Consider the following 8215-nt stretch of genomic DNA (forward strand, 5'->3'; position numbering starts at 1 on the left):
ACCACCAGCACTTGCCGACGCGATCCGTCGACGAACTGACCGCATTCAGCAACGAGACCGCCCAGCGGGCACTGGTCTCCCAAGAACAGGAGCGCACATGACCACGAACACCATGACGGTGGCCATCCTCGGGCCGGGCGGTGTCGGTGGCCTGATCGGCGCGCTGCTCGCCCGCGACGGACACCGCGTCGTCTGCCTGGCCGGCGAGGAGACCACCGCCGTGCTGCGCCGCGAGGGCCTGCGAGTGCAGAGCACGCAGTACGGCGGCTTCACCACTCCGGTCGAAGCTGACACCTTGCTGCGCGAACCGGTCGACGTCACCTTCGTGACCGTCAAGCAGACCGCCCTGCCCGCCGCCCTCGACCGTGTTCCGCCGCAGGTCCTCGGCGACGGTATCGTCGTACCGCTGCTCAACGGACTCGACCACCTCGCAGCACTGCGCCGACACTATCCGGCCGGCCAGGTCGTGGCCGGAACCATCAGGGTCGAGGCCACCCGCACCTCGCCCGGACGCATCGCGCACACCAGCCCCTTCACCGCCCTCGAACTGGCCGCCCCGCTCGCCGACCTCGCATCCCACCTTCGGCACGCCGGCCTCGACGTGACCCTGCGCACCGACGAGAGCACGATGCTCTGGGACAAACTCTCCTTCCTCGCCCCGTTCGCCCTGCTGACCACGCGCTACCAGTCCGCTGTGGGCGCCATCCGCGACGAGCGGCGGTCCGAACTGCTTGCCGTACTCGACGAAATCACTGCCGTGGCCCGCGCCGCGGGCACACCGGTAACCGCCGAGGCCGTGCTCTCCTTCTTCGACCGGGCCCCCGAGATGATGAAGTCCTCGATGCAGCGCGACGCGGAGAACGGCCACCCGATCGAGCTCGACGCCATCGGCGGGGCTGTCCTACGGGCCGCGGCCACTCACAGGATCGAGACCCCGATTACCGCACGTCTCGTCGCAGAGCTGGTTCCCACAGCAAGTCAGTAGCAACACCGGCCCGTACCGACGGCGGCAGGGGGCACCTCGTCAAGTGCCGACAGTCCAAAGCCATACACAACACCCCGGCGTGTTCACCGCCCGCTTTCAGGAGACATGATGCAGCACTTCGTCCGACCCGACGGCACCCCTCCGGTCAACGGCTACAGCCATGCCGTGGCGTTCACGGGGCCGATGGTCGCCGTCTCCGGACAGGTCCCGGTGGACGCCCACGGGCGGGTGGTGGGCGCGGGGGATACCGCGGCCCAGGTACGCCAGGTCTTCGCGAACCTGGTCACCGCGTTGGAGGCGGCGGGTGCCACCATGGATTACGTGGTCAAACTGACGGTATTTCTGACCAACCTGGCCGATCTGGACACCTTCCGCCAGGTGCGCGACGAGTACCTGGACACGGCCCGCCCGCCAGCCTGCTCACTCGTCAAGGTCGCCGGGCTGGTCCATCCCGCGTTCCGGGTCGAGATCGACGCACTCGCAGTGCTACCCGCTGGGGCGTGAGCTCCGCGAAGACACGACTGCCCGAGCCCGACGCGGAGCCCCTCCCCCATTGCGTGTTTGTGGCCGCGCAACGGGGCGCCCGGCCTCCGGAGCTGGCATGAGAAGCCGCATCTCAGCCGATCTTGGAAGCTGCGGGTCAAACAGAGTTCCTGGTCGGGTGATCTTCCGGTTGTACGCGCATGAAGACAGGGCCTCTCGGTAGCTCGGGGATGTAAATCGAACCAAGCCATGTCGGGAGGCCCCTTTGTTGTTGTACGCGCCCGCGCACGTTGACTTCAACTCGACCGTCGTGTCATGTGATTGCCTCGCGCACGTGTACGGGAACGCGGCCGATCATCCGGACCGGGTACGCCGGTATCCGTCGGACATGACGGACGCGGAGTGGGCGCAGGTGAAGCCCCTCTTGCCGGTGCCGGCCTGGCTGGAGGGCCGGGGCGGGCAGCCCGAGGGCTACTGCCACCGTCAGATGCTGGACGCGATCCGCTACCTGGTCGCGGGAGGTATCTCCTGGCGGGCGATGCCCGCGGACTTCCCCGTTTGGGACCGGGTCTACGCCTTCTTCCGCCGCTGGCGGCAGGCAGGTCTGATCGCGGAGTTCCACGACCGTCTGCGTGGGATGGTCCGCGAACGCGAAGGACGCGAGACGGAACCGACGGCGGGGATCATCGACGCTCAGTCGGTACGGGCTGCCGCGTCGGTGCCGGTCGCCTCACGCGGATACGACGGCGGCAAGAAAGTACCGGGCCGCAAGCGACACATCGTCACCGACTGCCTGGGCCTGCTTCTGGTCGTCGCGGTGACCGCCGCGAACATCCCCGACCGGGATGCCGCCATCGGACTGCTGGGGCGGCTGCGGTCGCTGCACCACGAGATCACCTTGGTCTGGGTCGACGGCGGCTATACGGGCGGCCTTGTCGACTGGGCGAAGGAGAAACTCGACCTCACCCTGCAGATCGTCAAGCGCACCGACGACATGGAGGGGTTCGTGGTGCTGCCGAGACGCTGGGTGGTGGAGCGCACGTTCGCGTGGTTGATGCATTCGCGCCGCCTGGCCCGCGACTACGAAACCCTGCCCGCCGCCAGCGAGGCGATGATCCGGTGGTCGATGATCCCGCGGATGGGCCGCCGACTGGCCCGGCCACGGGCCGGCGGCCGACGCTGAACATCCCCGACGCTTCCTGGACCAACCACCCGCGCTCCGCAAGGCGTTTCGCCTTCGACCGCACCCCCTCGACCTTCGCCGGCGACGTTTCCAGCCCCAGCACCACCGCGATGTCCTTGGCCCGCACCGGCCCCTGCCCCCGCCCCGGCCGGTCTTCCAGCACGCCCAGGATCCGCTGGTAGTCCGGCGAGAGAAGGGTCGCAGGCAGCCCTTCCCGCCAGGGCGGCACCGTCGTCCCCGACACTGGCGCGGGCGCCGATTCCCCCTCGGCCTCCGTCACGGCGGTGGTCTCGGCAGCGGACACAGCCAGGGCCTCGGCGAGCTCCTCCCGCGCGATCACCCGCCGGTCCAGCTCGATCTCGGCGGCCTCCAGTGCCTGAGCCGCCCGGTCCGTCTCCTCCCGCAGATCTTCGACCCGCTCACGGGCAGCCGCTTCCCGCGCCTCCAGCAATCCCAGCATCGACGCCACCGCGCACCCCTCAGCGATCGAACGGAAACAGGACTCCTCATCCCTCCCTCACCCCGACCGAAGCCATGCCTGATCAGTACCAATCAAGCGACCACGTTCGGTTGAGCAACGGCTTCTTATGCCCTCAGCCCAAGCTGCCGGCGGCACGAAGGCCTGACGACGTCAGGTACCGACCTGGGCGCCGATCAGTTTGTGGGCCGCCGCCTTCGTCAGCCGCTTCGACACCGTAGCGGTCCGCTCCCTGGGGCACCCGAACGCTACGGGCAGCCGCTGGCGCTGAGCGCCACGTGGCCCGCTTGGCCAAGTACGTCGTTCACCGCATGTACCGGAGAACCGCCTGGTCGTCCCGCAAATGCTCCAGCACGTGGGCCCGCACGTCGTCGCGGACCTGGTCGGCGTCCCACTTGGCCCGCCCGAGCAGGTGCTGCATGCCGTCCGGGGTGCTCTCTCCGGCCCACTCCGCGATGGTCCAGCAGTTCTTGCGCGGCAGGTCCGACATCAGCCCGAGCACCAACCGCCCGACCCGACGTCGGGGTTCGACCCGGGCGAACCGGCCCGCGATCCGGGCCATCAGGCCCTCGAACGCCTCCTGCCAGCGGGCAGGGTCTACGCTGTGACCTGCGGCCACCGCGTGATCTTCAGTCTTCACGCACCGATGATCAACAGTGGCCGCACCCGTCTCCACAGCGCGTCAGGGTCGCGCAGCGTCTGCCTGCCGTCATGTGTCTGGAGGACTTGTGCAACGTGGCGAAGTCTGGTGGGTCCAGTTCGACGAGCGGAGGTTGGTCGTACTGCTGTCGGGAGACGACACGTCCGGGATCCGGGTGATGCAGGTCGTCGCTCCGGCGGGCGTCGACATCAGCGGTCTGGGCATCGAAGTGACGGTCGGCGCCGGTGAAGGACTGCCGTTCGAAGGCGTGCTGCGGCTCGCGTTCCCGCGTCCAGGCTTCACCCCTTGCACGTGGCTGACCACTGTGTCCCGGGACGACCTGATAGAGCGGGCGGCCGTCCTGTCCTCCGTGAAACTCAGCGAGATTGACGACGCCCTCCGACTCGCCGAACAAGCGCAGGAGCGGACCCCGGCCACAACCGCGAAGCTCAGCGAGATAAGGGACGCCCTCCGTCTCGGTGAACTCGGGTAGACGGAGAAGGAGCCGACGCCCGCGACGGCGTGGGCGATCTCGGCCGAGATGATCGACGCTGGCCACCTGCCGCCTCGGCACCCCTCACCACCGAGATCACGATCTACGGCTGGAGTAGTAAGGCAGCGCAAGGTGCGCGCCGGGTCCTTGCGGTGCCGCTCATAGCCGGCGGCAGTGTCAGCGCGGCTGGCGTAGTGCTCCGCACGGCTGCCCTCTTCCAAGCCCCTACACATCTTGCTGTCGATGCGGTCGAGAGCTGCGCAGTGCCGCTTCTCGGAGTGGTCGCCGACAAGGACCGGCGCCGGCGGCGCAGTCGGCGCGATCGCTGAACCGCTCAGCCCGGGCGAATGGCCGAAAGCGTCATCGCCGTCCGGATCTCGCTGAGTATCCCTACTCAGGCGTGCGAGCGTTCGAAGGGGCAGGCTTCCTCGCACGGTTAGCAATTGACAGGGGGTAGGAAATGGCACGTATCCCGGCGGTATTGGCCTCTGCGGCGGCTGCGTTCCTCGTCTGGGGCACAGGAGGTACAGCGTTCGCGGCGCCGACGGGCGACGTCCTGCTGCCGCATCCCGGGCCGGAAGGTCTCGTGTGGGTGCAAGAGCAGTGGGGAGACGGCGGTGTCGTATCGGCAGGCGCGTGGGAAGGGCTGCCCACAGTCCTGACCGTGGCCTGTGACGGCGGTGGCGCCCTAAGCGTGACGATGGAGTCCCAGCAGACCAAGGTGGCCGCCTTCACCGTGGACTGTCCGGGCGACGGACCTGGCCGCGGCTCGGTCACCATGCCGGCGGGCGTAGTCCGCGCGGGTTCCTTCTCCGTCGGCGTCGACGCCACGTCACAGTCCGTCCGCTGGGCACTGACTATCACCCAGCCCGAGTAGACAGCGGCAGAAGAATCACGTCGGGGGCGGCAGCTCCGTCCGGGCGCGGGCCCCGGGCGGAGGTGCCGCCGACGGTGGTGATACGTCCATGGGGTGGGGGTCGGCGTCGGGCGGGTGATCGTGAGGCTCCGGCTGCCATCATCCTGCTTCTCGATGCCAGGCCCCGCCTTCTCCACCAGTCCCATGCCGGTCACAACGCCGCGCGCGGCCGCGGGGACACCGTCGGCCGGCGCCCCGGGGCATCACCGCTCTTCCCGGTCTGCGAGGCCGACGCGGCCTCCGACCGCGTTCAGGAGCCGGTCAAGGCGTCCAGCACGGGCGGGAACTCCTTCGCCGGGGCCTGAGAGAGTGACAGGTCGCCCAGCAGTCCCTCCATCGGCTGCCGCCCGCGTTGAAGTAGGCGGTGCCGTACGTCACTTTCGAAGACTGCGGGACGACCATCTGGTCGCCTCTGGCAATCATGGGCGTCACCGGCGGGTTGGTGTCGCCCATCTCCTCGGTCATCCGTACCCGCCAATCCCAATCAGCACGACAAGCCGCGCCCTGACCCGGGCCTGGTGGCGCTGGGGCAGCTTGCGTGCGCTGTCGACATGCCGACCACGACCGCGTCCGGACGCCGGTAGGTGAACGGGGCCGGGGCGGACGACGTGCTGCTCGCGGCCCATCTGCCGCGCGACCTCCACCTCCCGGCGCATGCCCACCACCAGGGCTCCGAGAACTCGTCCCGCGCGGACGTAAGCGAATCGCCAGCGTGACGTTAGAGGAGAGGCCGAGGATATTGACATGCCGGGGACGTCGAGGCGTTGGCTCACCCTCTTCCCCGGCACGACCACGCCACTATGCAAAGGAACATGGATATGCGCAGATTCAAGAGTGCCCTCGCGGCAGTTGCGGCCCTGGCCGCCTTCGCCGGGGTTGGTGTCGCGGCGGCGCCGGCGCAGGCGGCGACCTACTGCACGAACAAGAGCCAGAAGTTCTTCTGCGAGTACGGCATCTCGACCACGAAGTTCCCCGACGGGACGAAGGAAGAGTTCGTCGTCGGCGCCGATCATGCGGTGTGGACGAACTGGACCTACACCGACGGCTCCTGGAACGGCTGGGTATCCATGGGCGGGTGGGTGAAGAGCGGGATCGAAATCGGATATCTGCAGGACAACCCCTACAACTTCACCATCGCGGCCATCGGCAGCGACGACAACTACTGGTTCCGGGTGCGCTACACCAACGGCTCCTGGAGCAATTGGCAGGTGAGCTGCAACGTCAACCCGAACGGTCCGGGCTGCGCGTGACCGCCGCAGGTGAGTGAGGCGAGCTGGACCGGGACAGGGGCAGGGTGGCCGGGGCTGCTGGTGGTCAAGGTGCTGCGCGACTGCCCAGTTCACCCACGGGCCAGCGGGCGGGGGCTGAGGACCAGCCGCGCTCGGCTTGGCCCCCCGTTACCTTTTTCATGGCTCCGCAATGGGGCCTCCGACCTTCGGGTCCGGCATGACTTCCCCCCTTGTTGTTGATGATCCGGGGCGGGTGGTGTCACCGGGCCCGGAGGCATCGACGGACCGCTGATGAGAGACTTGAGCACCGGCTTCACCTGAGCCGGAAGAGCTCTCCGTAACGTGGGTGTGGCAGCTCGGTGCCGAGGCAAGGCCGGACGAAAAGGCGTGATGGAGGGGCCTGCACGTGGTCGACACCGGCGACATCGACGTCTTCCTCGGCCTGGACGTGGGCAAAGGCGAACACCACGCCATCGCCGTCACCCCGGCCGGGAAAAGGCCTTCGACAAGCGGCTACCCAACACCGAACCCAAGCTCCGCGAGCTGTTCGCCAAGCTGAAGGCCCAGCACGGAACGGTGCTGGTGGTGGTCGACCAGCCGGCCTCGATCGGTGCTCTGCCGCTGGCGGTCGCAAGGGACATGGGCTGCCCGGCCGCTTACCTTCCGGGGCTGTCGATGCGGCGGATCGCCGACCTCTACCCGGGCGAAGCCAAGACGGACGCGAAGGACGCGTTCATCATCGCGGACGCCGCCCGCGCGATGCCCCACACGCTGCGGGCGATCGACGGCGAGGACGAGACGATCGCCGAGCTGGAGATGATCGTCGGGTTCGACGACGACCTGGCAGGGGAAGCGACGAGGGTCACGAACCGGCTGCACGGCCTGCTGACCCAGATCCACCCGTCGCTGGAACGGGTCCTGGGACCGCAGTTGCAGCACCCGGCCGTCCTCACGCTGCTGGAGCGGATCGGGTCACCGGCCCTGATACGCAAGGCTGGCCGACTCCGTCTGGTGACGCTGTTACGGCCGAAGGCGCCGAGAATGGCCGAGCGGCTGGTCGAGGAGATCTTCGCCGCCCTGGACGAACAGACGGTCACCGCTCCCGGGACCGAGGCGGCCGCGTTGATCGTCCCGAGCCTGGCCGGATCCCTGACCGCCGTCCTTGACCAGCGCGCGCAAGCTGTTGGCCGGACGGATCGAAGAACTCCTGGAAGCCCATCCTCTTTCGAAGGTCCTGAGGTCGATGCCGAAAATCGGCGTCAGGACCGGAGCCCGCATCCTGATCGAGGTCGGCGACGGCAGCACCTTCCCGACCGCGGCCACCTCGCCGCCTACGCCGGACTCGCACCCGCGACCCGCAGTTCCGGGTCCTCAATCCGCGGCGAACAGCCCTCCAGCCGCGGAAACAAGCAGCTCAAACGGGCCTTCTTCCTTTCCGCGTTCGCGGCCCTGGCCGACCCCACATCCCGGACCTACTAACTGATGGTTTCAGAATGAGGTCGCGAGGCGGCGAAGGTGTATGGGGCGCCGCCGGCTGAGGCGAGGCCCTATCGGGTCTTCCCCATACAGTTCTGTCTCGCGGGCTGGCCCACGACGGCCATGCAGCCCTACAGGCTTGAACGGCCGGCCTAGTACTCCAGCCGGTAGATCGTGATCTTCATGGCCGGGCGGCTGCTTGCCGTCGGTAGTGGCAGTCGCGGGCACGGGCCTGGTGTCGGCGTCGCCAGTGTGACCAGCGGAGTCGGTGCGCGAGGTCGTGGGCCCGGCTGGTCAGGGTGGTGAACAGGCGTTGGATCTCGGTGCAGGTC

At 68.4% G+C, this 8215-nt stretch carries 6 protein-coding genes and 4 pseudogenes; 7 read left to right on the forward strand and 3 right to left on the reverse strand.

Annotated features, from left to right (window positions below; translation table 11 throughout):
• Window positions 1–97 precede the first annotated feature (97 nt).
• From E0F75_RS00375 to E0F75_RS00385, 3 genes are all read left to right on the forward strand, one after another.
• Window positions 98–985, forward strand: a complete 888-nt coding sequence (locus tag E0F75_RS00375; protein WP_229312391.1) for a ketopantoate reductase family protein — start codon at window positions 98–100, stop codon at window positions 983–985.
• Between the two features lie 105 nt (window positions 986–1090).
• A complete protein-coding gene (locus tag E0F75_RS00380) occupies window positions 1091–1489 on the forward strand; it encodes a RidA family protein (protein ID WP_187620415.1) in 399 nt (132 codons plus the stop codon).
• Between the two features lie 367 nt (window positions 1490–1856).
• On the forward strand, window positions 1857–2651 hold the full coding sequence (locus E0F75_RS00385) for an IS5 family transposase (RefSeq protein WP_187620416.1): 795 nt from the start codon (window positions 1857–1859) through the stop codon (window positions 2649–2651).
• Between the two features lie 797 nt (window positions 2652–3448).
• On the opposite strand, the pseudogene E0F75_RS00395 reads toward E0F75_RS00385, so the two are convergent.
• A pseudogene (locus E0F75_RS00395) lies at window positions 3449–3691 on the reverse strand (transposase); the annotation flags it as partial.
• 166 nt (window positions 3692–3857) lie between these two features.
• Here E0F75_RS00395 and E0F75_RS00400 point away from each other — a divergent pair.
• Window positions 3858–4262: an mRNA interferase PemK gene (locus E0F75_RS00400; protein ID WP_023547126.1), complete on the forward strand. Its 405-nt coding sequence runs from the start codon at window positions 3858–3860 to the stop codon at window positions 4260–4262.
• 149 nt (window positions 4263–4411) lie between these two features.
• Here E0F75_RS00400 and E0F75_RS40605 read toward each other — a convergent pair.
• Window positions 4412–4729: pseudogene (locus tag E0F75_RS40605) on the reverse strand (DUF3560 domain-containing protein); the annotation flags it as partial.
• 227 nt (window positions 4730–4956) lie between these two features.
• On the opposite strand from E0F75_RS40605, the gene E0F75_RS00405 reads away from it, so the two are divergent.
• The 3 genes and pseudogenes from E0F75_RS00405 to E0F75_RS00415 all read left to right on the forward strand — a co-directional run.
• Complete coding sequence (locus tag E0F75_RS00405; RefSeq protein ID WP_229312392.1) at window positions 4957–5139, forward strand: hypothetical protein; 183 nt, start codon at window positions 4957–4959, stop codon at window positions 5137–5139.
• An 857-nt stretch (window positions 5140–5996) separates the two neighbouring features.
• A complete protein-coding gene (locus E0F75_RS00410; RefSeq protein ID WP_187620418.1) occupies window positions 5997–6428 on the forward strand; it encodes a hypothetical protein in 432 nt (143 codons plus the stop codon).
• A 385-nt stretch (window positions 6429–6813) separates the two neighbouring features.
• Window positions 6814–7883 (forward strand): annotated as a pseudogene (locus E0F75_RS00415) (IS110 family transposase); the annotation flags it as partial.
• Between the two features lie 181 nt (window positions 7884–8064).
• Here E0F75_RS00415 and E0F75_RS00420 read toward each other — a convergent pair.
• Window positions 8065–8215, reverse strand: a pseudogene (locus tag E0F75_RS00420) (IS701 family transposase); the annotation flags it as partial.

This window comes from Streptomyces sp. CB02980 (assembly GCF_014451325.2).
Classification (GTDB): domain Bacteria; phylum Actinomycetota; class Actinomycetes; order Streptomycetales; family Streptomycetaceae; genus Streptomyces.

Coding starts and splice junctions, on each gene's coding strand:
- E0F75_RS00375 (WP_229312391.1), top strand. CDS start 98: ATGACCACGAACACCATGACGGTGGCCATCCTCGGGCCGGGCGGTGTC.
- E0F75_RS00380 (WP_187620415.1), top strand. CDS start 1,091: ATGATGCAGCACTTCGTCCGACCCGACGGCACCCCTCCGGTCAACGGC.
- E0F75_RS00385 (WP_187620416.1), top strand. CDS start 1,857: ATGACGGACGCGGAGTGGGCGCAGGTGAAGCCCCTCTTGCCGGTGCCG.
- E0F75_RS00410 (WP_187620418.1), top strand. CDS start 5,997: ATGCGCAGATTCAAGAGTGCCCTCGCGGCAGTTGCGGCCCTGGCCGCC.